The sequence below is a fragment of the Variovorax sp. RO1 genome (genome assembly GCF_002849325.1).
In the GTDB taxonomy this organism is placed as follows: Bacteria; Pseudomonadota; Gammaproteobacteria; order Burkholderiales; family Burkholderiaceae_C; genus Variovorax.
Map to the genome: position 1 here is coordinate 111,326 of NZ_PKMT01000011.1, position 20,365 is coordinate 131,690.

Annotated in this window: 30 protein-coding genes and 3 pseudogenes; 15 read left to right on the forward strand and 18 right to left on the reverse strand. The window is 62.6% G+C overall.

Annotated elements, in window-relative coordinates; all coding sequences use genetic code 11:
• Positions 1-9 precede the first annotated feature (9 nt).
• Complete coding sequence (locus CY658_RS31915) at positions 10-948, reverse strand: LysR substrate-binding domain-containing protein (protein WP_101493976.1); 939 nt, start codon at positions 946-948, stop codon at positions 10-12.
• A 96-nt stretch (positions 949-1,044) separates the two neighbouring features.
• On the opposite strand from CY658_RS31915, the gene CY658_RS31920 reads away from it, so the two are divergent.
• The 8 genes and pseudogenes from CY658_RS31920 to CY658_RS31955 form a co-directional block, all read left to right on the forward strand.
• Positions 1,045-1,497, forward strand: coding sequence for a hypothetical protein (locus CY658_RS31920; RefSeq protein ID WP_143713831.1), 453 nt, complete (start codon positions 1,045-1,047; stop codon positions 1,495-1,497).
• 33 nt (positions 1,498-1,530) lie between these two features.
• On the forward strand, positions 1,531-2,700 hold the full coding sequence (locus CY658_RS31925) for a trans-sulfuration enzyme family protein (RefSeq protein WP_101493978.1): 1,170 nt from the start codon (positions 1,531-1,533) through the stop codon (positions 2,698-2,700).
• Positions 2,701-2,721: 21 nt separating this feature from the next.
• Positions 2,722-3,648, forward strand: a complete 927-nt coding sequence (locus CY658_RS31930) for a transporter substrate-binding domain-containing protein (protein WP_101493979.1) — start codon at positions 2,722-2,724, stop codon at positions 3,646-3,648.
• Positions 3,649-3,706: 58 nt separating this feature from the next.
• On the forward strand, positions 3,707-4,444 hold the full coding sequence (locus CY658_RS31935) for an amino acid ABC transporter permease (RefSeq protein WP_101493980.1): 738 nt from the start codon (positions 3,707-3,709) through the stop codon (positions 4,442-4,444).
• Positions 4,444-5,133 carry an amino acid ABC transporter permease gene (locus tag CY658_RS31940; RefSeq protein WP_101493981.1) on the forward strand — a complete coding sequence of 230 codons (690 nt, stop codon included), beginning with the start codon at positions 4,444-4,446 and terminating at the stop codon, positions 5,131-5,133. The genes CY658_RS31935 and CY658_RS31940 overlap by 1 nt, the downstream gene beginning before the upstream one ends.
• 9 nt (positions 5,134-5,142) lie before the next feature.
• Positions 5,143-5,877 (forward strand): amino acid ABC transporter ATP-binding protein, encoded by a 735-nt coding sequence (locus tag CY658_RS31945; RefSeq protein ID WP_101493982.1) that lies wholly within the window; start codon positions 5,143-5,145, stop codon positions 5,875-5,877.
• Positions 5,878-5,936: 59 nt separating this feature from the next.
• Positions 5,937-6,434, forward strand: a complete 498-nt coding sequence (locus tag CY658_RS31950) for a cupredoxin domain-containing protein (RefSeq protein WP_101493983.1) — start codon at positions 5,937-5,939, stop codon at positions 6,432-6,434.
• A 367-nt stretch (positions 6,435-6,801) separates the two neighbouring features.
• Positions 6,802-6,945, forward strand: a pseudogene (locus CY658_RS31955) (acetyl-CoA C-acyltransferase); the annotation flags it as partial.
• Between the two features lie 249 nt (positions 6,946-7,194).
• On the opposite strand, the gene CY658_RS31960 reads toward CY658_RS31955, so the two are convergent.
• The 4 genes from CY658_RS31960 to CY658_RS31975 all read right to left on the reverse strand — a co-directional run bounded on the left by CY658_RS31960 (position 7,195) and on the right by CY658_RS31975 (position 9,366).
• Positions 7,195-8,322 carry a J domain-containing protein gene (locus tag CY658_RS31960; RefSeq protein ID WP_101493984.1) on the reverse strand — a complete coding sequence of 376 codons (1,128 nt, stop codon included), beginning with the start codon at positions 8,320-8,322 and terminating at the stop codon, positions 7,195-7,197.
• An 11-nt stretch (positions 8,323-8,333) separates the two neighbouring features.
• Positions 8,334-8,579: a hypothetical protein gene (locus tag CY658_RS31965; RefSeq protein ID WP_101493985.1), complete on the reverse strand. Its 246-nt coding sequence runs from the start codon at positions 8,577-8,579 to the stop codon at positions 8,334-8,336.
• Complete coding sequence (locus CY658_RS31970; protein ID WP_101493986.1) at positions 8,576-8,788, reverse strand: hypothetical protein; 213 nt, start codon at positions 8,786-8,788, stop codon at positions 8,576-8,578. The genes CY658_RS31965 and CY658_RS31970 overlap by 4 nt, the downstream gene beginning before the upstream one ends.
• Positions 8,789-8,901: 113 nt before the next feature.
• Positions 8,902-9,366 (reverse strand): hypothetical protein, encoded by a 465-nt coding sequence (locus tag CY658_RS31975; RefSeq protein WP_101493987.1) that lies wholly within the window; start codon positions 9,364-9,366, stop codon positions 8,902-8,904.
• A 257-nt stretch (positions 9,367-9,623) separates the two neighbouring features.
• Here CY658_RS31975 and CY658_RS31980 point away from each other — a divergent pair, with 257 nt between their 5' ends.
• The gene (locus tag CY658_RS31980) at positions 9,624-9,899 is read left to right on the forward strand and encodes a helix-turn-helix domain-containing protein (protein WP_101493988.1); all 276 of its coding nucleotides are present in this window, start codon (positions 9,624-9,626) and stop codon (positions 9,897-9,899) included.
• Positions 9,900-9,941: 42 nt separating this feature from the next.
• Here CY658_RS31980 and CY658_RS31985 read toward each other — a convergent pair whose 3' ends face one another.
• The 6 genes from CY658_RS31985 to CY658_RS32010 form a co-directional block, all read right to left on the reverse strand.
• Positions 9,942-10,166 carry a hypothetical protein gene (locus CY658_RS31985; RefSeq protein WP_143713832.1) on the reverse strand — a complete coding sequence of 75 codons (225 nt, stop codon included), beginning with the start codon at positions 10,164-10,166 and terminating at the stop codon, positions 9,942-9,944.
• Positions 10,163-10,909, reverse strand: coding sequence for a DUF7227 family protein (locus tag CY658_RS31990; RefSeq protein ID WP_101493990.1), 747 nt, complete (start codon positions 10,907-10,909; stop codon positions 10,163-10,165). Before CY658_RS31990 ends, CY658_RS31985 begins: the two co-directional genes overlap by 4 nt.
• Positions 10,910-11,044: 135 nt before the next feature.
• Positions 11,045-11,275 (reverse strand): hypothetical protein, encoded by a 231-nt coding sequence (locus CY658_RS31995; protein WP_101493991.1) that lies wholly within the window; start codon positions 11,273-11,275, stop codon positions 11,045-11,047.
• Positions 11,272-11,505 carry a hypothetical protein gene (locus CY658_RS32000; RefSeq protein ID WP_101493992.1) on the reverse strand — a complete coding sequence of 78 codons (234 nt, stop codon included), beginning with the start codon at positions 11,503-11,505 and terminating at the stop codon, positions 11,272-11,274. The genes CY658_RS31995 and CY658_RS32000 overlap by 4 nt, the downstream gene beginning before the upstream one ends.
• Positions 11,502-11,816 (reverse strand): hypothetical protein, encoded by a 315-nt coding sequence (locus CY658_RS32005; protein ID WP_101493993.1) that lies wholly within the window; start codon positions 11,814-11,816, stop codon positions 11,502-11,504. Before CY658_RS32005 ends, CY658_RS32000 begins: the two co-directional genes overlap by 4 nt.
• Complete coding sequence (locus tag CY658_RS32010; protein ID WP_101493994.1) at positions 11,813-12,337, reverse strand: hypothetical protein; 525 nt, start codon at positions 12,335-12,337, stop codon at positions 11,813-11,815. Before CY658_RS32010 ends, CY658_RS32005 begins: the two co-directional genes overlap by 4 nt.
• Positions 12,338-12,588: 251 nt before the next feature.
• Here CY658_RS32010 and CY658_RS32020 point away from each other — a divergent pair, with 251 nt between their 5' ends.
• Positions 12,589-12,822: a hypothetical protein gene (locus tag CY658_RS32020; RefSeq protein WP_101493996.1), complete on the forward strand. Its 234-nt coding sequence runs from the start codon at positions 12,589-12,591 to the stop codon at positions 12,820-12,822.
• Positions 12,823-12,844: 22 nt separating this feature from the next.
• On the opposite strand, the gene CY658_RS32025 is transcribed toward CY658_RS32020, so the two are convergent.
• From CY658_RS32025 to CY658_RS32050, 6 genes are all read right to left on the reverse strand, one after another.
• A complete protein-coding gene (locus tag CY658_RS32025) occupies positions 12,845-13,528 on the reverse strand; it encodes a YqaJ viral recombinase family nuclease (protein WP_101493997.1) in 684 nt (227 codons plus the stop codon).
• Between the two features lie 114 nt (positions 13,529-13,642).
• Positions 13,643-14,641 (reverse strand): DUF932 domain-containing protein, encoded by a 999-nt coding sequence (locus CY658_RS32030; protein ID WP_101493998.1) that lies wholly within the window; start codon positions 14,639-14,641, stop codon positions 13,643-13,645.
• 166 nt (positions 14,642-14,807) lie between these two features.
• Positions 14,808-15,266, reverse strand: a complete 459-nt coding sequence (locus CY658_RS32035) for a hypothetical protein (protein WP_180839103.1) — start codon at positions 15,264-15,266, stop codon at positions 14,808-14,810.
• A gap of 108 nt (positions 15,267-15,374) precedes the next feature.
• A complete protein-coding gene (locus CY658_RS32040; protein ID WP_101493999.1) occupies positions 15,375-15,722 on the reverse strand; it encodes a DUF2958 domain-containing protein in 348 nt (115 codons plus the stop codon).
• Positions 15,723-15,921: 199 nt separating this feature from the next.
• Entirely contained in the window at positions 15,922-16,968 is a 1,047-nt protein-coding gene (locus CY658_RS32045; protein ID WP_101494000.1) for a toxin-antitoxin system YwqK family antitoxin, read from the reverse strand.
• Between the two features lie 37 nt (positions 16,969-17,005).
• Positions 17,006-17,419 (reverse strand): zinc ribbon domain-containing protein, encoded by a 414-nt coding sequence (locus CY658_RS32050; RefSeq protein ID WP_101494001.1) that lies wholly within the window; start codon positions 17,417-17,419, stop codon positions 17,006-17,008.
• A gap of 179 nt (positions 17,420-17,598) precedes the next feature.
• Between CY658_RS32050 and CY658_RS32055 the strand changes: the two genes are divergently transcribed.
• Complete coding sequence (locus CY658_RS32055; RefSeq protein ID WP_308217222.1) at positions 17,599-17,919, forward strand: helix-turn-helix domain-containing protein; 321 nt, start codon at positions 17,599-17,601, stop codon at positions 17,917-17,919.
• 574 nt (positions 17,920-18,493) lie between these two features.
• On the opposite strand, the gene CY658_RS32065 is transcribed toward CY658_RS32055, so the two are convergent.
• The gene (locus CY658_RS32065; RefSeq protein ID WP_101494004.1) at positions 18,494-18,721 is read right to left on the reverse strand and encodes a hypothetical protein; all 228 of its coding nucleotides are present in this window, start codon (positions 18,719-18,721) and stop codon (positions 18,494-18,496) included.
• Between the two features lie 114 nt (positions 18,722-18,835).
• Between CY658_RS32065 and CY658_RS32070 the strand changes: the two genes are divergently transcribed.
• The 4 genes and pseudogenes from CY658_RS32070 to CY658_RS32910 form a co-directional block, all read left to right on the forward strand.
• Entirely contained in the window at positions 18,836-19,096 is a 261-nt protein-coding gene (locus CY658_RS32070) for a hypothetical protein (protein ID WP_101494005.1), read from the forward strand.
• Position 19,097: 1 nt separating this feature from the next.
• Positions 19,098-19,451 carry a hypothetical protein gene (locus tag CY658_RS32075; RefSeq protein ID WP_101494006.1) on the forward strand — a complete coding sequence of 118 codons (354 nt, stop codon included), beginning with the start codon at positions 19,098-19,100 and terminating at the stop codon, positions 19,449-19,451.
• A 307-nt stretch (positions 19,452-19,758) separates the two neighbouring features.
• Positions 19,759-20,002, forward strand: a pseudogene (locus CY658_RS32905) (YnfA family protein); the annotation flags it as partial.
• Positions 20,003-20,143: 141 nt separating this feature from the next.
• Positions 20,144-20,365: pseudogene (locus CY658_RS32910) on the forward strand (alpha/beta hydrolase); the annotation flags it as partial.

The following is a 20,365-nucleotide window of genomic DNA, read 5'->3' on the forward strand; positions in this document are numbered from 1 at the left end:
GCTTGGCGGTCAAGCTTTGGCGCGGGGTTTGAGAAGATTGGCCAGGGCCTTCTGGTCTTCGGCCAGTTGCATGCGCATGAGCTGAAGCACTCGCGAGGCGAGGCCGGACAGCGGCTGCCCCGGGGGCAGTACCAGCACCCCCGCGAAGGAGACTTCCAGAGACAGTGGACGGATGACCAGGCCACGTTGGGCGTACTCCATGGCGGTGACCGGATTGACAAAGCCGATGCCCATGCCGCTCAGAGCCATCTCGCACACGCTTGCAGCGTAGGGGGTTTCGACCAGCACGCTCAACCCGACGTTGAACTCCGCCAAAGCCCGCTCCAGGCGCCGCCGCGACGCGTCCTCGGGGTTGAGCGCCAGGAACGGCTCTTCCGCGAGCTGATGCGGCTGGATCGTCCTGGCCTTGGTCAGCCGGTGCTTCGCATGCATCACCACCACCCCCGGAAAACGTGCGAACTCGGAATGCTCCAGGCCGGTCGTCGGCATCTCGTCGGCCATCAATCCGAAGTCGACCTGGCGCCCCAGCACGGCCTCGTGCACCTCCCGCGAACTGAGCACCTGCAGCGAGATCTGGGGACGGTCTTCGGAATCGCGGCGCTCGGACACGAGCCGCGACAGCACGCGGGGGACGAAGGTCAGGCCGAAGGCCGGGTAGACCGCCATGCGCAGCGTGTTCACGCCGAAGCGCTTGAGGCTGCGCATGCGGTGCTCGATGCTGCTGAGACCCACGAAGACACGCTCGACCTCGACCAGCAGGGCTTGCGCTTCGGGCGTGGGCTGCAGGCGGCCTCGCAGCCGGCGAAACAACGGGAATCCAGCCGCTTCCTCGAGCCTGCGCAGCGACTGGCTGATGGCGGGCTGCGTGACGCCCAGCAGCGCGGCGGCCTTGCTCGCAGAGCCCACGGACATCACGGAACGGAACACCTCGATCTCTCGGAGCAACATATAACAACCGCTTATGGAGAAAGAATTTCGAGCGCGATCCGGATTATCTCCATCGTCCTAGAGTTGGCGTCTTCAGCCACCTTCCGGAGAAGCGACATGAAACTTCAGACAGTTCTTGCAGTGACCGTCCTGGCATGTGCCGCACCTGCGTGGGCGCACGATTTTTCCGGCGACATCGCCAAATTCCAGACCATCGCCGCCACCAAGAAGCCGGACAGCCAGCAAGCGCTTGCAGCGAAGCTCGCCCTGGAGCGCGCGCAGGGCGAGATGGAGCAGTCGGATGTGAAGATGGTGTTGCGCATCCGCTCGATGACCAACGCCGGCCTGCGCGCCATCGGCGAACAACCGGCCTTTCTCACCAGCGAGTACAAGCGCCTGGAGGCGGCACTGGCCAACCCCAAGACCAACGACCCGGCCAAGATCGCCGTGGCCAAGGAAACCTTCGCCCGCCTGTCGGTGGAGATGAAGGTCTACACCGATCTCGAGAACATGGCCGTCGATCAGATGAAGCAAGCGCTGCAGCTCATCGAATCCGCACCCGCCAACTGATCGCACTTCCAACGAACAGCTCCGTCTTCCATCGTGAACTCTCCCATCCCCAATCTCGACACCTCTCCTCGGGGCGCATTCGCCAGCCTCGTCCCGCCGGTGTGGCGTGCCTCCACCGTCGTCTTCGATTCACTCGACGATTTCGTCAACCGCCGCACCCGCCTGCCGGATGGCTTCAGCTACGGCACGACGGGCACGCCGACGCAGCGTGCCCTGGAGACGCGCATCGCCGAACTGGACGGTGCCGCACATTGCGTCGTCTTTCCCTCCGGGCAGGCGGCCATCTGCAGCGCGCTCCTGGCGCTGCTCAAGAAGGGTGATCACCTGCTGATGACCGACGCCGCCTACGGCTTGGCCAAGTCCTTCGCCGTCGAGCGGTTGCAGGCGCTCGGCATCGAAGTCGAGTTTTATCCGCCGCGTATCGGCGCCGGCATCGAGCGCCTTGTGCGCCCGAACACGCGGCTCATCTGGCTGGAATCTCCCGGCACCGCGACGATGGAAGTGGAGGATGTGCCGGCGATCACCGCCGTGGCGCGCGCTCACGGCGTGCTGACGGCCATCGACAACACCTGGGCCAGTCCATTGGGCTTCGCGGCGCTGGCGCACGGCGTCGACCTGTGCATTCACGCATGCACCAAGTACATGGGCGGCCACTCCGACGTGCTGATGGGCAGCATCGCCACGAACGACGAAGGCCTGTACCGGTCCCTGCGTGGCCTGCAGTCGCTGATGGGGCTGGCCGTGAGCCCGGAGGACTGCTTCCTGGTCGCCCGAGGTCTCGACACGATGCAGGTGCGCATGGAGCGCCAGGCCACCAGCGCACAGTTGATCGCCGAGCGACTCGCAGCGCACCCGCTGGTGCGCCGGATGCTCTTTCCCGCGCTGCCCGGCGCGCCGGACCACGCACTCTGGGCGCGTGACTTCAGGCAATCCGGCTGCGTGATGTCGCTGCAACTCGTGGACGGCCCCTACGACGCCTACCGGGCACTGTTCGGGCACCTGAAGCTGTTCTCGATCGGCGCGAGCTGGGGCGGCGTGCGCAGCATCGCCGCCTTTTACCCCGCGGAAGAACTCGCCAAGCGCAATTTCTGCGACGTTCAAGGCCCTGTCATTCGCCTGTCGATCGGTCTGGATGACCCCCAGGCGCTGCTTGACGAGTTGCTGGGCGCCTTGAGCGCCTGCGAAACGAGTTTCAACCTCTGATCCACGCTACTGGAGCCCGCGATGACCTTCAAGCCAACCATTCACTCTGCCTTGCTTCGTCCCTTCCTTGTCGTCGCCGGACTCGCGTTGTGCGCCGGTGTCGCCGCGCAATCCGCGCCGCCGCTGGAGGGCACGCTCAAGAAGATCAAGGACACCGGGGTGATCACGGTGGCCACGCGCGGCGCTTCGATCCCGTTCAATTACCTTGACGACAACAACAAGCAGGCCGGCTTTGCCTGGGAGATTGCGCAGAGCGTGGTCGACCAGGTCAAGAAGGAGCTCAAGCTTGCGAAGTTGGAAGTGAAGACCCTGGAGGTCACGCCGCAGACGCGCATTCCGCTGGTTGCCAACCAGACCGTCGATCTGGAGTGCAGCTCGACGACGAACAACGCGGAGCGGCAGAACCAGGTGTCGTTCTCCACGACCTTCTTCGTCGTTGGCGCGCGGCTTCTGGTGCGCAAGAACTCCGGCATCAAGCACTGGTCCGACCTCGTCAGCAAGAACGTCGTGGTCAGTGCGGGCACCACGGCCGAGCGCATGCTGCGGCAGCTCAACGAGAAGAACAAGTGGGGCATCAACATCATCCTGGCCAAGGACATCAACGAGAACTTCCTGACCGTGGAGACGGGGCGCGCTGTTGCGGCGACGCAGGACGACATCATTCTCTTCAGCAACATTGCCCGCGCCAGGAACCCGTCGGACTGGGAGGTGGTCGGCGTGCCGCAGCAGAAGGAAGCCTATGGCTGCATGCTGCGCAAGGGTGACGTGGCTTTCAAGAAGCTGGTAGACGGCGTGATCACCGGGATGATGCGCTCCGGCGAGTTTGCCGCGCTGTACGAGAAGTACTTCCTCAAGCCCATCGCGGTGAAGGGCAGCGTGACGGTCAACTTCCCGATGTCGCCCGACATGCAAGAGCTCCTGCGTCATCCGAACGACCAGCCGCTGTAAGCCGCTGTCGCTCCACATTTGACGACCGTCCTCACGAACCATCTAAACACTCTTCACGATGCACTACAGCTGGGATTGGCTGATCTTCTTCAGGCCCTCGGTCACAGGCGAGGGCCTGTACGGCATGATGCTGCTGCGCGGATTGCTGTGGACGGTGGCACTGTCTTTGCTGGCATGGACACTGGCACTGGGCATTGGTCTGATCGCTGGCGTCGCCAGGACGCTGACCAACCGCACAGCGCGGTACTTGTCGACGGTGTACATCCACTGTTTTCGCAATACGCCGTTGCTTGTGCAGCTGTTTCTCTGGTACTTCGTGGTGCCCGAACTGTTGCCCCTCGAATGGGGCAATGCGCTCAAGCAGATGAACCCGACGGCGAACCAGTTCCTGACCGTGCTGGTCGGTCTCACCCTGTACACGGCGGCGAAGGCGGCTGAGCAGGTGCGTGCAGGCATCGAGTCTGTGCCGCGCAGCCAGAAGCAGGCAGCCATGGCGATGGGCCTGGGAACCGTGGCGGCCTACCGGTACGTGATCCTGCCGCAGGCCCTGCGCATCGTCATCCCGCCGCTGACCTCGGACTTCTTGAATGTCTTCAAGAACTCGGCCGTCGCGCTCACGATCGGGCTCATGGAGTTGACGGGGCAGACCCGCCAGCTCAGTGAGTTCAGCGCCCATCCGTTCGAGGCTTTCATTGCGGCGACGCTCATCTACATGGCGATCACCTACGGCGTGATTGTGCTCATGCGTCACATCGAACGCCGGGTTCGGGTGCCCGGACTGCTGGGAGCCGCGTGATGGGCTACGACTTCGATTGGGCCTCTCTCCAGCGCGCCTGGCCCTACCTGCTGCAGGGCCTGCAGATGACCGCCTTTCTGGTCGCCGCCTCCATGGCGGCCGGAATCGGCCTTGGAACGCTGCTGGCGATCACCCGCATCTTCGCGCCGCGACCGGTGGCCGCCCTCGTGGCGGGGTATGTGAACCTGTTCCGCTCGATCCCGCTGATCCTCACGATCCTGTGGATCTATTTCCTGATGCCGGTGGTGCTGCGCAGCGTGACCGGTGATCCCAACCTCAGCGTCGGTCCGATCTATGCCGCCCTCGTGGCGTTCGTGCTCGCGGAGTCCGCCTACTACTGCGAGATCATCCGCGCCGGCATCGGCAGCGTGCGCGCAGGCCAGATGCAGGCAGCCCAGTCCTTGGGGATGTCTCCATGGCAGGCTATGCGACACGTGATCCTGCCGCAGGCGTTTCGCAACATGACGCCCTCGCTCATCAACCAGACCATTGCCCTGCTCAAGGACACCTCGCTGGTCTACGTGATCAGCCTGAACGACTTTCTCGGCGCGGCCAGCAAGGTGGGGCAACGCGACGGGCGCGTGGTCGAGGTCTACATCCTGGTCGCCGTCGTCTACCTGGTGCTGTGCACGGCGGGCGCCTGGTGGGTCACCTGGCTGCAGCGGCGCAAGGCCGCAGCGGCGCTCTGAATGAACGCAATGATCGAAATCAACGACGTCTCCAAGTGGTATGGCCAGTTCGCGGTGCTCACGGATTGCAGCACCCATGTTCGCGAGGGCGAGGTGGTCGTGGTCTGCGGCCCGTCCGGCTCCGGCAAATCCACGCTCATCAAGACGGTCAACGCACTGGAGCCCATCCAACGCGGCAGCATCACGGTCAATGGCATCCAGGTCTCCGATCCCAAGACCGATCTGCCGAAGCTCCGCTCCCGGGTCGGCATGGTGTTCCAGCACTTCGAGCTCTTTCCGCATCTGAGCGTGACGGACAACCTCGTTCTGGCCCAAGTTCAGGTGCTCAAGCGCTCGCGCGCAGAAGCGGTCGAGCGTGGGCTGCGCATGCTCGATCGCGTGGGCTTGTCGATCCACAAGGACAAGTTCCCAGGCCAGCTCTCTGGAGGCCAGCAACAGCGCGTCGCCATTGCGCGGGCGCTGTCGATGGATCCGATCGTCATGCTGTTCGACGAGCCGACCTCGGCGCTCGACCCGGAGATGGTGGGCGAGGTGCTCGACGTCATGGTGAAGCTCGCGCGCGAAGGCATGACGATGATGGTAGTGACCCACGAGATGGGCTTCGCCCGGCAGGTCAGCGACCGGGTGATCTTCATGGACCAGGGGCGCATCGTTGAGGACTGCTCGAGCGAAGAGTTCTTCGGCCGGCCCGAGAGCCGTCCGACGCGCGCACAGGACTTCCTCTCCAAGATCCTCGTGCACTGAGGTTAGAAGAGCCATCGAACCCGTTTCCAGACAAGCCCACCCACCTCCCAAGGAATCACATGAAATCGATCAAGACATTGGTGCTCACTAGCACCCTGGCGTTCTCGGGCCTGGCCCTTGCACACGGCGACGAGGATCACAGCGTATCGAGCGGACCGGTACGCAAGGAACAAAAGAACTGGGGCATCGCGGGCGATGCGAGTGCGGCCAAGCGAACGCTGGAATTCAAGATGAGTGACAGCATGCGCTTCACACCCGATCGCATCCAGGTCAAGCAGGGCGAGACCATCCGGCTGTCCATTCGCAATGAAGGACAGGTCATGCACGAATTCGTCCTGGGCACGAAGAAGGAACTCGACGACCATGCTGCACTCATGATGAAGTTCCCGGGCATGGAGCATTCCGAACCGTACATGGCACATGTGGCTCCTGGCAAGACCGGCGAGATCGTCTGGACCTTCAATCGTGCGGGAGAATTCGATTTCGCGTGCCTCATCGCCGGTCACTACCAAGCCGGCATGGCGGGAAAACTCAAGGTCGTCGCTTCTGGGGTCTGACGCTTCCTCGAGCTTTTCTCCGGGCTGTTCCGTGCGTTGCCTGCACTGAAACGATCGACTCGACCGCGTCGACCAAATCCAGCGTGCATATCGGCCATTCAGGCATGGTCGCTCCGATGAGGGCGAGTTGCTTCGAGAGCAGCGCAGCGACCGTCAAGACCCAGCCTCGCGCCAAGCAAGAAAATGCACCTACTGAGAAAACACTCCTTGCCGCTCGCTGCTCTGAGCGCCCGACTCCGACTATCTCTCGCCGGACGGAATCGTGCCCTCGCGCACGCCTGAAGGGTCTCTTTCCGAACCTCTTCGCGCGTCTTCCCTGGACCGTTCTTGACGACACGCCACGGCGCACCATATCGATTCGACAACCATGGGCCATCCATTCGGTATGTCGGGCTCGCGGCTCGTGGGCCACGCGTTGATCGCCGGCAAGGCGTTGGGCGTGCGCCACGTGGTCGTCACGATGTGCGTAGGCGGCGGAATGGGGGCAGCGGGATTGTTCGAAGTTGTTTGAGCAGCGCCACATGCTTGTGCAACAGCACCAGAACGGGCGATCGGTCGTTGCAATCGCGGAAGCCTTTGGTGTTTGCCACGTCGCTGAGAACAATCAAAGCGGCTGTGGGCACCTCGATGGCACGCAGGGACGCGCACCCTGGACATGACATTCTGTCAGGCCCGCCGAACTCCAAAAAAGAGAAGCGCAGACCCGCGAGCGATCTCTCGATCGCCCGCATGGTCTGCGCCACCTCTTGGATGCCCGCCCTCAGCGCCTGAAGAACTGCCGCGCATTGGCCTGCCGCTCAGCCTCCTGAACGGCCTCTTGCAAGAAGCGCAGCAATGCACGCAGTTCCATCACCAACTGCGAATCGTCGCCGCGCTGGCGCGCAATGACAGGTGGGACCGCCTTGCCCGTATCGCTGAAGTCGACGATTGCCTTGCTCAGGATCGCGATCTCGCCCAGGATGGCCCAGGCCCGCTCAGCTCTTCCGGCATCTTGAAGGCACTGCTCCAGATAGCCGAAGTACGCCGCTGCGTTTTCGCGATCGATGAAGTTCTCCCCCAGCTGAAACTCGAACTTCTGGATCTTCTCGCACAGGTCCAGGAACTCGCGCTTGGCCATGTCGTACATGCTGCGGTACTGCGACAACGAGTCAGCGTCCTCCTGCGACGTGCCGCGATGCTGGCCGGATTGCGGCCCTGGCCGCGCCTGGCTGCGAAGCTGCAGGAACGCTTGCAATCCGCTGACTAGGTGCGCCACCTCGCCCTCGTTGACGGCCAGGCAGTCGATGAGCTTGTGGCCGTTGATGTAGATCCCGGTCTTTTCCGCCTCGATGGACCGAATGTCAGGCCACCGCCAGATCCCCAGGCCTGAGCCCAGGTCCTTTAGGCGAATCTGATTTTCGGTGAGCATGACTCCGTCCTTCGCGCCGCCGAATACGGTGGTGTCCATGAGTGCCACCACCTCCTCGGCCTGGATGCCGCGGCCATAGCTTTGCAGGGCGTTGCTGAGTTTCTTCAGCGGAATGTCGGGTGCGAAGTAGGTTCGCGAGAACCGGCGGTCCGATGCGAAGCGTTGACGCAGAAAATTCTGCAGTGACGCTGTCGCTGGCGCTGGTGCATCTCTCCGATTCGCCGCTGGTTCGTCGGCAGCGACGTCGTCGCTACTCTGGGGGCTGAGCGCGTCGAACCGCGCCCGCCGCTGCGCATCCGAGAGCACCGCGTAGGCCTCATTGACCTCCTGCATCCGGGCCGTTGCCCACTGCAGCGTTTGCGCATCGCTGCCTTGATACTTGTCGGGGTGGTACTGCGTCCGGCGCCCCTTGTAGGCCAGCGCGATCTCGGCTTCAGCGGCGCTGCGGCGAACTCCGAGGACCTCGTAGTGATCTTTCATGGTTCATCGCGTCAATCACGCAGGCAAATCACCGTGGCTTGGGTCATGTGCTGACCCAGCCCTTCCACCTGCTCGCCGGCATGCATCTGCCGCAGGTCCGGCTCGATCTTGCCGAAGATGCATTTGCAGATCGACTTCGAGATGCCGCCCTGGACGCATCCCTCCATGAAGTCGACCTTCACTTCGTCGCGGCCACAGCCTGCCAAAGCAATCACCAGGCCGACGGCTGCAAATCGACGCAGGAGCTTGATGTTCATGACATCAGCACCAGGCCAACGAACAGCGCCAGGATGCCCGCGCCGAGGATCTTGCCCAGCCCTGGGAACAGCATGATGGGCCAAACGATTCCGGTGCCCAAGTTGTAGGCAAAGGTCTTGTACGAGTTGTCTCCGAACAGCCATCCGTAAAGGGCGAACAACACCCCGATGGCAAGGTAAATGCAGATGATCTTGGCTTTCTTGGACATGTGATTCGATGTATGGGTCGCCTTGGTCCAGACCGCTTGAGGCAGGCAGGACCAAGACGGTGTCTGAGTAGGGAAATGACGGGTAGACAGGAACGAGAAGGGCCAACGCCCGCTCATCCCAGGTTGCACTGGAAGCCCTTCTTGCCGTACGCTGGCAGGACCTGGGCAGCGTTGCTCTTGGCGAAGGTGATCGTCTTGCCGCCGTAGCTGACGACAGCCTCGCCCTTGCGAAGGCCGTCCAACAACGCGACGAAATTGTTCTCGCCCACGCGGCTATCGGCCTCGAAGGGACCTTCGAAGGTATGCCCGCCGACTTTGACGGCGAACTTCTTTACCTCCTGGGACGAAGTCACCGCCATCAGGGTGACGCTGGAGGCCGCGTCGGCGCTGCCTTCCTGCGTTGGGCAGCCGATGAGCAGCCGCATGCCCTGGGCGTCGATGAAGTACTCGAGGTTGCCCTGGCCGTAGCCCTGAGTCCATTGCCCCGGCGCAGCTTGTGCGGCGGGCGTGGCCAGAACCAATGTCGTCAGCAGCGCGCTCAGCGCGAGACGGGTCTTTCGGATGTGTGTATTGATCATTGTTTTCCTCTAGTTAGTGTTGATGGAGACGTCTACGCAGATTTGCTCTCAAGCAATCCGCGCCGCCACACGAAGCAGACACCCGCCTCTCAAAAAGCTCAGGCAAGTCATGCCCTGTTTGAAGACTTCTGGAATCACTGTTCGGAGCTTTTGGAGTGAAGTTCTTATAGATTTTTAAATCTACCCCTTGCATAGTTTGCCAGATATAGATTCATCGTCTATGGATTTCTAGATCTAGTGTTTTCAGACTCGGAGCAATGCCGAAGTCGACCTCCAAACTAGCCAGCAAGGAGGATGTTCAGTTGCGATTTGGGGTTGCTGTTCGTGCATTTCGGGATGCACGCAAGCTGACTCAGGAGCAACTCGCAGAGTTCAGCGATATGCACGTGACGTACATCAGCCAGATTGAACGTGGACTGAAGAACGTCTCTCTGTTCAACATTCATCGCCTCGCCCACGCGCTGGGCGTTGCACCCGCCGAGTTGCTAGGCAGTGTTTCGCACATGCAGGGCTTCGGGGCACGGCCCCAATGACAGAGAGATCGGCGACACCCCAATCCCAGTAGAACGCCACGCTCAGCGGAGGGTGGTACGGACAGGTGCGTCATCCAGCAACTGAAGTTGTCGCAACCTGGCCTCCTCTTCGGTGGCGCGCCAAGCCACGTCCTGTTGGAACGGATCGGTTTGCTTACGCTGCAGCATCACGCGATCCACCCGCTGAAAAAACTCCTCGTTGAGCGGGAACACCTCCTTCTGACTGGCCACGCCCGGTGCGGGGATCGCGGTAGGTGTGCTTCTCATGAGGGCCGTCCCTTGAAGAAGATTGCCTGCACGCGCTGGGCGCCCGCGCCGTGGGCCGGGAAGCCCACGATGGCGGCGCGATCGCGCTGCTGACAGATGCCGCAGTTCAGGCAGTCAGTGTTGCCCAGGCTCGCTGGACACACAACGACCTGACGGCCTGCTGGCGTGCGCACTGGCCTGATGGTGCCCTGCGGCAAAACGACGACGACAGGTGCAATCCCCAAGCTGGCATGGCTATCGGCCTGAGCCAGCGTCTGTGCACTCAGGTTGACCGTGAAACCGAGTTGATTCGCCTGCTGAATGGCTGCGCCGTTCGCTGGCGTGGGCGAGTAGTGGGTGTAGGTGAACCCGCGTCGCCCCCTGTTCGCCCTCGCGAGCCTGACGAGCAACCCAGCATCGATCACGCCGGGCGACGATGGTGTCAGGTCCCCTGCCTGGTTGTGGCGCCACAACGCACGGCGACGCAGCGTGCTGATCTCCTGCAGCAGTTCGTCGAAAGTCGAGCCGCGTAAGCCTTCTGAGACGGCTCTCCAATGAATCGCCAACGGCCCGCTCTCGGCATAGCAGCCGTTGCGCCGCAGCCCACAATTCGGAGGGCACGTGTTCGCGCTCGTCGTCGTGACCGCCATGGGCCCGGTCTTCGCGTTGCGGCTGATGCGGGTGAAGTGATACGTGTACGGTTCGGCGGGTGCAGTCGACGCAGCGGGCAGCGTCAGACCCCCTCGCGAGATCGTGGTGACCAAGGTGTTCTCCTTTGAGAGTCAATGCCGCAGCGCACCGCCCTCGCCTACCCACTGCATGGGCTCGAGAAGAAGTCCGGGCCTGCGGGATGGAAGGGGTGGTTCGGGCTCGCGGAGCCCAAGAAGGAACGAAGGGGACTAGCTACCGAAGCGCTGTTTGAGCTCTCGTTGGATTTCGAGGGCGCAGCCGTGCCAGGCATGGCCACTGACCATCCCGGTATCCAGTGCTTCTGGATCCGCTGCAGCCACCTTCTGCGCGTAGTACGTCAATGCCTGCAGTACGAAGGCCTGGATCAACGCCCCATGCGCGCTGAACTCCATCAGGTCCGTGACGAACTCGACGTTGGTCGGAGGTAGCGGTCGCTTCATGCGCCACCGCCATCTGCTTCGCACACAGAGTGCCGGATTTCGAAGCCCGCACCGGGGATCGCGCCCGGATCGAGCAGCATGATCAGGTCGCTCGCAACGCCTTGGCGCAGGGACGCCCAGCCCTCTTCGGTGAGCCCTTCCTCGGAAGCCTGCGCGCAGGCCGCACGGCGCAAGGCTTCTTCGTCGAAGACATCGATGTCCGCCGTGAACGCGAAGGACAGGCCGCTCATGGCACCTTCTCCTTCGATGTGACAGGAGAGATCTCAGCGCCAAAGGCTAGCGCTGAATTCTCGAGGCTGGGCGGTCCGTTCTGGCGCACCCACCAGGGCGGCGGTTCGTGGGGCATGGACATCACGCCGAGGTAGCCGTCCAGCGTGGCGTAGCCCACAACCTTGGCGCGGCCGATGTTGTTGATGCGAATCAGAATGTCGGCGCCGATCGCGGGCACCTCGAACTCGGCCGACCACTTGAGCTGGTCGGTCGCCGCGAGGTTGCGGGTGTAGGGCGGCACCGTCTCGTGCCGCTGGAAATCGTTGTTCATCGTCGGGATTCCAGAGAGGGCAGCACCGTGGCGCGGCCAAGTTGTCGGGATTTGAGGCGGAAGACGAGACCGTCGCTCTCGCGCGCGACATCCCAGCCCCGCCGTCCGAGGCTGCTGCGCAGCACATAGGTGTGGTCGCCGTACGCGACGCGCAGGCCGGGCCGAGTCGCCGCCCGCCTGGCCATCCGGTTCGCGTGGAAGGCACGCACTTGCTCGCGCCAGGCACCGGCATACGTACCCATGGGCGCATCCGCCTGCTCGAGGAAAGCGAGCGGGCAGTCGTAGTAGCAAGGTCCGACGGACTCGTCCATGCTCTTGACGGCCGCCTCGCCATGCCGGCAGTCGATGAGCGTGAGGCCGATCCACTTGCGTCCGGCGTTGTCGCCGGTGCGGGTCTGGGCCAGGAACCACAACCGGTTGCCGATCACGCGGTGCGCCAGCACCGTGCCATGGGTGCCAACGCTGGCCAGCTCGTCATGGACGGCCTGGTCCTTGGTAGCGCGGTAGACGATGGTGCCCACGTCAGGCCTCCGCGTCGGACACAGGCACCAGCGCGAAATCAGTGCCGTTCAGATCGCGAGGTCGAGGGAGGACGCCCTGGAGCGGGAAGATGAAGTGAGAGAGAAGGTGATGCATCGGTTGGACGTAAAAAAGCCCGCGCAAGGCGGGCTGGGGAAGAAGAAAAGAGTTAGGAAGAGAAGAAAGAGCCACAGTGCCCACCTGCACGCGCAGATGGTCCTCCGGCAGCAAGGTCCGACGGCACAATCTCGGCATGACGACACAGCAGGAGCTGCCCGACGAGGTGCTGAGCACGATGGCGACCGAGTGGCGCAGGAAGGCCCTTGCGGGAGACCTTCACGCCCGTGGTATCGCGCACGAACTCGAGACGGAATTGCGTCGGCGTGCCGGTGCGCCGCTCACGAACTACGACACCCTGGACCTGCGGCCGCTCGAGGCGAGGACCGCGCGGCGCCGGCGCTGGTGGCCGTTCGGGCGGGCACGCTGACGTCGCAGGGCGCTCGCAGCGCTCATCCGTCGCCGTCCAATGGGGAAGGCGCCTGGTCGTGCTCCACATGTCGCCAGAAAGCCCGCTCTTGCCGGATGAGCCGCGCGATCTCGAACTCGTGGCGTTCGATGCGGTAAACCTGCAGGTCCTGACCGCCTAGCAGCACAACCACATCGGCGGCCTGCGCGCCTGTAACGGCGAGTTGATGCAGGACCCGAAGCCGTATGTACTCGGGAACACCCAGGGCCCACAGCGGGGCCATCTGCATGCCGACCGACAGACACTCGAGCAGTTGGACCTCGGAGGATCCGACGACTTCGCGAACGACGGTGGCGGACATCCAGGGATGTTCGGGATGCCGCCAGGTGGTGTTGACGCAGCGTACCTTGCGCCCCGTCCGCAGGGTGTAGTGCGCCGCCACGATCGGCTCGAGCAACCGGCTCCAGTACGCGCTGCTGTCGTTATCCAGTCGCACGGGGTGCAGCAGGTCCCGTCGGCCGGTCTTTTCCATCCAGAGGCGGACCTGGGACTTGAAGGGATCCTGGCCGAGGGCCGCGGCGGCGTCGAGGTTGCCGAGGCCGGCCTCATGCAGGCCGAGCCCATGATCACGGCCGAGCTCCCACGTCGGCGGAGACTCGACCAACTGGAGCAGCGGGCGGGCCGTCGAACGCGGTGTTCTCAGACGCTGCGCACGTGTATTCACCATGTTTTTCTCCTTGGAGGGTTCTGATGTCCGTCCAGCAAAAAGCCCCTCTCCTGCGAAGGAGAGAGGCTTCTTTTTGGGGGGACGGGGGGTAATAACGGCCCCTGTTAGAGGGCTTCAGGACGTGAGCTGAAGTGCGCGGTCAAGGGCGCGTTGCTTGATCGCCGCACCTTGACCGAACCAGGCGCTGTCGAGCCGGTATTCCGGGCTGCGAGCCCGGCGTTCGTGGTCGACGAACTCGGTCACCGCGTTGAGCAGGCCCCACACCGTGCCCTTCGCGGCTGCGAGTTCGGCGCCTCGTCCCCTGCCCTCGTAGAGGGCTTGCACTGTCTTCAAGGCACGGTCATGCGGCAGGCCCGGCTGTCCGGTGTTGCCCTGCTTGCGGATGGCCTCATGGGCGTTCGGTCCGCACAGCACGTGCAGGAAGTAGTCCAGCGACTCCTTCCCCTTGACCTTGCATTCGGACAGCTGCTTCATGCGGTGCATGAAGTGGTCCCACTGGGAGACGGCGATTCCCAGCTTCTGCTTGATGGCGTCGGCATCGAAGCGGGTGTTATGAGGCACGCGGATGGCATGGCTGGTGCCGTCCAGCGCGATGGACAGGGTGTTGTTGCAGACCACCCGGACGGTGGTCGGGGTGACGGTAGTGGCGAGGGTGCCGTCGCAGGAGGTGGCGAGCAACAGGTAGCCATCGACGACGTCCGAGCCCTTGAGGACGGCCTGCTTGCCGGTGCGCGCCAGTGCCCAGAACTTGCGTCCGGCCTTGAGCACGCCGGCGGTTTCCATCTCGTAGCCGCCGATCTCGGTGAGGTCGCGATAGAACTCAAGCACCGCCCGGGGCTGCACGACCTGGTAGCGGCTGCTCACGACGGACAGGGGGGCCTGGGTGTCGCTGCGGTAGAGGACCTTGTGGTCCTGGAAAGACTCCAGGGTCTGGAGCGACGGGACTGTCTCCGGACCTTCGCTCATGTAGCGCACGGGGGTTTCTCGGATGGTCCAGTCCATGCCGGCACTGCGGGCCCAGACGTCGATCGGTTGCTTGGGCGGGAGCCGGTGGCCGAGCAGGTGCCAGGGAGTGTCGCCGGTGAAGGCCATTGTTTCGATGAGATGTGCCATAGGGATTTCTTGGGTAGAAGACGCGCGCGACGAGGCCTCTGCAGATGCAGTCGCATCGCCGGGGCGCGTGCGTGTGTGAGGGAGAAGAGAACGCGAGCCGAAGGCTCAGGAAGAAGGCAATGGCCGATGCCGGGATGAAGACGGCATGGATGCGCGGGCGCGCGGATCAGAGTTGATCGAAATCCGGATCGTGATCGTCATCGAAGCCCGCATGCTCGGGTCCCATGCCGGACGATGATCCGGACGGTTCCGAAGACATCGGAGGCGATGGCGAAAACGAAGGCTCGGACGCACCACGCCGGCCGCTGAAGCTGTGGCCACAGCTCATGCAGCGGCAGTTGTTCAGGACACGGTCGTCGACAACACGGCCGAAAATAGCGCCGACCTCGGTGCCGAGGGCACCGCCGCCCAGGCCGCCGAGGACGACACCGATCACCGTGCCGACGCTCCCGCCGATGGGACCCGCGGCCATGCCGAGGGTGAAGCCGGCGCGACCGCCACGCAGGGCCCCTGCGATGCCGCCGGCCGCGCCGGCGAGACCGCCCAGGGTGCCGCCGGTGCGCTGGGCGACGTCTCGAGTTTCGATGCGGTCCGAGCCGCATTGGGGACATTGAACGTAGGACAAGGGGAAAGATCCTTTGAAGCAAGTGGGTGGAAGTGACGCCGCAACACAGACGGCAAAAAGCCCGGCCGACCGCGAGGTCGTACCGGGCTGTTCTGGGGCAGGGAAATCTCAGTCGACGATGCGACCTGCGAGCCGCGCCAGGCGCGCGTACTCGCTCAGAGGCTTGTTCGCCTTCCAATGCAGGTCACGCTCGATGCCCAGGGTGCCGCGCATCAACCGGATGGACATCAGTTCGCGCACCGACACGTGGCCAAGTTCAGGGGTGCCCGTGCCAAGATCGCCGAGCCCATAGGCGGTGTCTTCATCATTGGGGTCCAGCTCGGTGATGAGCCAGGTGGCGGCACCGCAGGGGTTGAACCACTTGACCACGGGATGCGGATCGAAGCGAGGGTTGTCGCGCGAGGCTTCGCCGTTGGCCAACAACCGTTCGCGCAGCTCAGGGGTGATGAGTTCCATGGAAGACTCCAAGTCTTTGCCCGAGCGGTGCGGGCAATCTGGTGTATGGGAAGGGTCTGGCCACACTGCCCAGGTGAGCAGGCGGCATAGCGCCCGGCCAAATGGCCGGGCACGGCCGGGCGATATGGGGACTCGGAAACGAAAAAGCCGCCCGAAGGCGGCTTGAGGAGGGTTGGAAGATCGAGGAGGAACGGCGGCTTCAGCCCGGGCGCTTACCGCCGCGGCATTCGGCCTCCCATTCACCGAGCTGATCGACGGTAATCACTTCATCCTCACCGTGCTGAACGCGGAAGGCGACGATCTGCGTATCCACGCAGCCCTGCACATTGGATGTAGCGCCTGGCGGCACAACCGTCACTGTCGACGTCGCTGTCGGCGCCAACGGCACCTCCACGCCGTTGTCGTACCTGGCCACGACTTTGAGCTCGTCCGTTGTGTTCCTGTCGCTGTCCTGGGTCGCAGCGACAACGTCGCCGTGCAGCTTGCCCATCTTCCATCCGCTGCGATCCCTGAGCTTGCCGGAGAAGACGTCGTAGTTTTCCTCGATGCCGTCCTTGATCCCGTCGACCATCCTGACGCGATACTCCAGCCGGTCGGTTCCGCGTGAATAGCGTACGAGTTCGCCGTCGACCAGGCCCTTGGAGTACGTAGCCCGGAAGACAGGCTTGCCAGTCTCGTCGTCGACGATTTCCTGTTTGCCGTGCACCTTGCCCTGCTTGAAGCTCACCTGCAGGATCTTGCGCCCCGACTCGGGCCCGTACATCGTCATGTCGCCATCCAGGACGCCGTTGTCGAACTGCGCTGCTGCTGCGAGCTTGCCGCCGTTGCGAGGAAAGTAGGTCTTGATGCGTCCATCCAGCGCTCCCTTGTCAAAACTCATCTCGTCGGACAGCAGTTGATCCGCAGTGGCGCGGCAGATTGCCTTTCCATCCAGAACACCTCGATCGACATCGACGTCGCAGACGGCAGCACCGGTGTAGATGCCCGCCTGGACGCCCAGCGACGTGTAGACGTTGGAAAGGGTCTGTTGGTAAGCCGCGTAATCCTTGCGGCCCATGATCGCGATACGTGCGGGCACGTTGGTGAGGTGCCCGGAGTACGGCTTGTCGGCACCAGCCCGGAATATCTTGCCGTTGACGACCTCGGCATTGCGGAAGTCCAGAGTCGAGGGCCCGCAGCCGGCCAGCAGGAACGCGACGGCCACGGACATGCACGGCGCGAGAAGCGCCTTGATGATGGTTTTCATGGGGTATGGAAAGGAAAGAAGTGGTTGACCGCTCGGCTCACTTACGGATCGACAAGCCGATGGCGCCGCCGATGATGGTCATGCCGGCGAAGCCTTGGAAGGCCTCGTCATCGCCCGCCAGGGCGATCAGCAGCAGCGCGGTGATCACCGTCATGATGATCTTGGCGCTCTTCGGGAAGGTCTTGATGGTGGTGCCTGCCAAGTAGTAGATCTCGCCGCTCCAGGCGACGACAACCGCTGCTGGAGCGAAGACCAGGAACATGCAGACCAAGGCCCAGCGCTGGCGGAACCAGGGGATGGAACCGTAAGGGCCAAGAGTTCCAGCCAATGGCGCATGGGTGGTGGATGCAAGCTGCGATGCGACAGCTTGAGGCGCGCCGCATTTGGGGCACGTCGGGGCGGTTTCGTGGATCTGGTGGCCGCAGCCGCGGCAGTGGACGAAGTTGGTCATGAGTTCTCCTTAGTTTTTTGACTGAACTGAAAGGTCACGGAAGGCACAAGTGAGCGCCGGACGTAGAGCCCTCACGTGCCTCTGCGGATCCGAAAGCAACAGCAAGCTCCCAAGGCGCCCCGAGGCTCCTTGAAACTTTTTTGCTCAAATGGTAACCATATACCGCGCAATTTTATCCCGTGGAGCTTTATGCAGGAGGGAAAGACCATTGGCGGATGGTCAAAACTAGTTCATCGGACAAGCAGAAAGCCTCAGAGTTAGTGGCTTTCGGAGAAGCCGTTCGTCGCCGTAGGAAAGACCTTGGCTACTCGCAAGAGGCGTTTGGGGATGCTTGCGGGATAGACCGCAGCTATATGGGCGGCATTGAACGCGGCGAGCACAATCTCGCGCTCATCAATATCCTCAAAATCATTGAAGGCCTCGGCGTCCAACCATCAGAGTTTTTCAAGGACATGGACAAACCCATTGGCCATGCACGCAAGCCAACACGAAAGAGCTGAGTTCTCCTACGTGCTCACCTCAGTCATATAGGTCTGAAAGTTTCTGGATTCCAGAAATTCGGCAAGATTTCCGGCATCAGGCCTCGTCCAGCGTCGCATCAGCAGCTTCGCCGCCCTTCAGCTACGGTGCTGATGGCCGCAGCATCCTTCTTACCGATGGCAGAGGAAGCGGCAGGCGGAGCAAGTGGTGTCGGAAGGGACGTTGCCTTCTCTTGATTGAACCGGCAGAAATTTCGGACTACGCTGGTCGTATGTTCGACGTCGTCCGTGGTGCCAACGCCTTGTATTTCCCGACATCCCGGCAACGAAAATCGGGTGGCGCGTGGGAGGGGGTTGTCCAAATCGTCTCGGCAGACGGGACTGAAATCCACGTGTGCACTGCCTGTCGGGACAATGCAGATGAAGCCACCAGAGATGCCGCCTTGGACGCGATTCTTTTGGCTTGCGACAAGCCCGCCTTCGACGATTAGGCGCCGTTTCGAGAACGTCTACCCCGAAGATCGCACCACGATCTTTCGCTCCGTCTCGCTTCGGAAGCGTTCGAGATGTGTCGCGACGCGCACCTTCATCTCTCTCAAGTACTCTGCACTCGCGGGGCCACCTTTACCGGTGCGATGCGTGTCAGCTCCAGGAGGCGATCTATGCGTGCGGTGAACTCCGGCAGCTTGTCCAAGTAGTTGTCCGCGAATAGGTCTTCAAGCAAGAAGCGCAAGGAGGTGAGTCGGGCCGATTGCTCGAATTGCTCCTCGAAGATGGATTGCAAGCTCGCGTCTAGCAGAACCAGCACGTCTTCTCTGTCCATTTTTCGCTCCTCGTGGGGGCAGTGTTGGGGTGATCGCACTTTAATGGTCTGCGGCGCTCGACGACGTTGCCAGGGTAGCCGCTACGATGGCGCACCAACTACGAGGAGAGAGACATGGCCGGAACAGGCTTCAGTGCGACAGTCTTCCTGGTGATGATGTTGTTCGCCTTCCTAGTGGCGATCCTGTGGGTTCTGATGCCGTTCGCGATCTTCGGCACCAAGGATCTGCTTCGAGCCCTTATCAGAGAGCAGAAGAAGACGAACGAATTGCTGCAGACTCAAGTGAACCTGCAGCAGGCCCAAGCCGATCGGGCGCGCGAGATCCGCGATCAGACGGCCGCATTGCGAACCGCTGAAATGGCGGCAAGGAGTTGACATGCAGGCACTCCTAGACGAGCTTCTGGCCCTCAAGAAGCGTGCCGATGCCTTATTGCGGCTGGGCGATGAAGTAGCAAACAAGCGGGCCGATGAAGACAGCGCCAAGGCAGAGTACAAGGCCCTCAAGGACGGCCTCACAGCACGGCTGAAGGAGTTCGAACGCCGGCCTCCTGCGGGCACCGAGGACTGGATCGTGTCGACTTTCAGTGCTGCGCTCAGAGCGGCTCACATCGGCATGCGCTCGCCGACTAACGCCAGCCCGAAAAACAGCGGCTGGCGCAACTCAGTAGACGACCTCGTGCTGGAGCTGAGTTACTACTCCAACACGCTGGCCAAAGGGCTCGGGGAGTAGTTGGCTGCTGCCTGAGCCTCACCATGTCAGCCTACACGCCGCGCCAATGCTCACATCGTCGGCGCAATGTTGGTCTGACGCCCCCGCTTTTTTCCCCCGCCCCCCCCAAATCGGCGAGAGGGTATGCCCGCTCTAGGGGAAGCACAACAGCCGTGGGCACCATGTGCCGGCGCAATTTGGCGCGGAGGAGAAAACAATGCTTTCGGTCTGATGCGGACGAATACGAAGGACGGCTTCGCAGCGAAAACGGTCTTTGGCATCTGTTCACCCGATGTCCGTTCTGGGTAGGGAAGCCGTCCTCCCAGTTATTTGGGCGGATCGCCGATGGCTGGCGTTGAGAAGGCAAGCACTTCTCCCCGATTACCTGCCGTACCTGTGGCTCAAGCAAGACCGCTCCGCTTGGTTGCTTGTGCCAGCCGGGATCCGCCTGGCACTGTCGCCTGGCTGCTTTCCCTGCACCCGGCGGCGGCTGGTCGCGTGTATGCCGCCTACGACGGGGATTACATCGGCGTGGCGATATCCTGTAGCTTTGGTCGGTGGACGGAATTCGGCTCTGGGCCTTTTCTCATCCCATCTCGATCGCCAATCCACCAATTCCCCGCCACTTGGATTACAAAGAGGCAATTCCCGCGTGAGCGATGCGCCATGGCCCGGCGGTCTGTCACCGCACCCTGGGCCAATGAGGTCGAACAGTGAAGCCCTCGAAACTTCAAGCGCTGGAGATCGGTCTTGGGGGCGCGATTCTCGTTGCCGTGGTCGTTTTGACAGGCATTGTTTACGAGCGCGTCGGCCAATACCGCGCCGCCCTGGACTTCCCCCCGCCCGGAAAAATGGTCGATATCGGTGGTCGAAGTGTCCAGCTAAATTGCCAAGGCTCCGGCGTGCCCACAGTCGTGTTCGAAGCAGGATTGAGC

Excerpts from the sequence above, each read along its gene's own strand:
- CY658_RS31915 (WP_101493976.1), bottom strand. The coding sequence starts at position 948 with ATGTTGCTCCGAGAGATCGAGGTGTTCCGTTCCGTGATGTCCGTGGGC.
- CY658_RS31920 (WP_143713831.1), top strand. The coding sequence starts at position 1,045 with ATGAAACTTCAGACAGTTCTTGCAGTGACCGTCCTGGCATGTGCCGCA.
- CY658_RS31930 (WP_101493979.1), top strand. The coding sequence starts at position 2,722 with ATGACCTTCAAGCCAACCATTCACTCTGCCTTGCTTCGTCCCTTCCTT.
- CY658_RS31935 (WP_101493980.1), top strand. The coding sequence starts at position 3,707 with ATGCACTACAGCTGGGATTGGCTGATCTTCTTCAGGCCCTCGGTCACA.
- CY658_RS31940 (WP_101493981.1), top strand. The coding sequence starts at position 4,444 with ATGGGCTACGACTTCGATTGGGCCTCTCTCCAGCGCGCCTGGCCCTAC.
- CY658_RS31945 (WP_101493982.1), top strand. The coding sequence starts at position 5,143 with ATGATCGAAATCAACGACGTCTCCAAGTGGTATGGCCAGTTCGCGGTG.
- CY658_RS31950 (WP_101493983.1), top strand. The coding sequence starts at position 5,937 with ATGAAATCGATCAAGACATTGGTGCTCACTAGCACCCTGGCGTTCTCG.
- CY658_RS31960 (WP_101493984.1), bottom strand. The coding sequence starts at position 8,322 with ATGAAAGATCACTACGAGGTCCTCGGAGTTCGCCGCAGCGCCGCTGAA.
- CY658_RS31965 (WP_101493985.1), bottom strand. The coding sequence starts at position 8,579 with ATGAACATCAAGCTCCTGCGTCGATTTGCAGCCGTCGGCCTGGTGATT.
- CY658_RS31970 (WP_101493986.1), bottom strand. The coding sequence starts at position 8,788 with ATGTCCAAGAAAGCCAAGATCATCTGCATTTACCTTGCCATCGGGGTG.
- CY658_RS31975 (WP_101493987.1), bottom strand. The coding sequence starts at position 9,366 with ATGATCAATACACACATCCGAAAGACCCGTCTCGCGCTGAGCGCGCTG.
- CY658_RS31980 (WP_101493988.1), top strand. The coding sequence starts at position 9,624 with ATGCCGAAGTCGACCTCCAAACTAGCCAGCAAGGAGGATGTTCAGTTG.
- CY658_RS31985 (WP_143713832.1), bottom strand. The coding sequence starts at position 10,166 with ATGAGAAGCACACCTACCGCGATCCCCGCACCGGGCGTGGCCAGTCAG.
- CY658_RS31995 (WP_101493991.1), bottom strand. The coding sequence starts at position 11,275 with ATGAAGCGACCGCTACCTCCGACCAACGTCGAGTTCGTCACGGACCTG.
- CY658_RS32000 (WP_101493992.1), bottom strand. The coding sequence starts at position 11,505 with ATGAGCGGCCTGTCCTTCGCGTTCACGGCGGACATCGATGTCTTCGAC.
- CY658_RS32005 (WP_101493993.1), bottom strand. The coding sequence starts at position 11,816 with ATGAACAACGATTTCCAGCGGCACGAGACGGTGCCGCCCTACACCCGC.
- CY658_RS32020 (WP_101493996.1), top strand. The coding sequence starts at position 12,589 with ATGACGACACAGCAGGAGCTGCCCGACGAGGTGCTGAGCACGATGGCG.
- CY658_RS32025 (WP_101493997.1), bottom strand. The coding sequence starts at position 13,528 with ATGGTGAATACACGTGCGCAGCGTCTGAGAACACCGCGTTCGACGGCC.
- CY658_RS32030 (WP_101493998.1), bottom strand. The coding sequence starts at position 14,641 with ATGGCACATCTCATCGAAACAATGGCCTTCACCGGCGACACTCCCTGG.
- CY658_RS32040 (WP_101493999.1), bottom strand. The coding sequence starts at position 15,722 with ATGGAACTCATCACCCCTGAGCTGCGCGAACGGTTGTTGGCCAACGGC.
- CY658_RS32045 (WP_101494000.1), bottom strand. The coding sequence starts at position 16,968 with ATGAAAACCATCATCAAGGCGCTTCTCGCGCCGTGCATGTCCGTGGCC.
- CY658_RS32050 (WP_101494001.1), bottom strand. The coding sequence starts at position 17,419 with ATGACCAACTTCGTCCACTGCCGCGGCTGCGGCCACCAGATCCACGAA.
- CY658_RS32065 (WP_101494004.1), bottom strand. The coding sequence starts at position 18,721 with ATGGACAGAGAAGACGTGCTGGTTCTGCTAGACGCGAGCTTGCAATCC.
- CY658_RS32070 (WP_101494005.1), top strand. The coding sequence starts at position 18,836 with ATGGCCGGAACAGGCTTCAGTGCGACAGTCTTCCTGGTGATGATGTTG.
- CY658_RS32075 (WP_101494006.1), top strand. The coding sequence starts at position 19,098 with ATGCAGGCACTCCTAGACGAGCTTCTGGCCCTCAAGAAGCGTGCCGAT.